This is a genomic window from Cryobacterium sp. MLB-32 (assembly GCF_000738085.1).
Taxonomy (GTDB): domain Bacteria; phylum Actinomycetota; class Actinomycetes; order Actinomycetales; family Microbacteriaceae; genus Cryobacterium.
This window is the reverse complement of the sequence record NZ_JPRS01000416.1, coordinates 1-681: the sequence shown is the minus strand read 5'-3', so window position 1 is coordinate 681 and position 681 is coordinate 1. Positions and strand designations below refer to the sequence as shown.

Here is a 681-nt window from a genome sequence, read left to right as displayed (position 1 = left end):
GCAGTCACGCAAGAAAAGGCCGAAATGGACCACTTTTATGAATAAACGGTGGATAAACGTCATCGGCAGAACACCACGCTCCCCCACATTGGAGGAAAAAAGCTGATCAAGTCCAGTATTTTCAACGAACTGAGACTTGAACCCATAAGCGAACCAAAAACATCAAATCTGTACCTACAGAAGACACGAAGAAGTGCTGGTCAGGCGGCACTTCTCTGGATTCACCAAAGAATTGACTCCAAAACATACCCGAAAATCATCAAATCTCGGTGATTTTTGGAAGAGAAAAACCCTGATCAAACGATATTTACTGGTGGGGCGACTCAGACTTGAACTGAGGACCGACGGGTTATGAGCCCGGTGCTCTAACCAGCTGAGCTACCGCCCCGGAAACCATCCAATACCGGCAGCGTTTATTCTGACGAGTGAGAGGAGGCACCGTTGGTGACCGTATCGGTCACCGGCTCCCCACGATACAGGCATTCGAATGTGTTGAGCGTGCGGCGGATGTCGTGAGCCGCGATCAAGTTGAGCGACTCACTCTTGAGGGCCTCGAGTGAATCGGGAGACAGCTCAAGAATTCGGGTGATCTTGTCCGCCAAGTCCTGGGCGTTTCCCGGCTTGAACAGGAAACCGTTCTGCTCATCGTGCACGAGGTGCGGCAGGGCCATCGCATCGGCT

1 protein-coding gene and 1 tRNA gene are annotated in these 681 nt (G+C 51.8%); both read right to left on the bottom strand.

The features are described 5' to 3' along the window. Window positions 1–311 precede the first annotated feature (311 nt). Window positions 312–388, bottom strand: a tRNA-Ile gene (locus JF66_RS19035). Between the two features lie 25 nt (window positions 389–413). After that, window positions 414–681 (bottom strand): glycosyltransferase (locus JF66_RS23835; protein ID WP_035880451.1); only part of this gene is annotated, 268 nt, incomplete at its 5' end.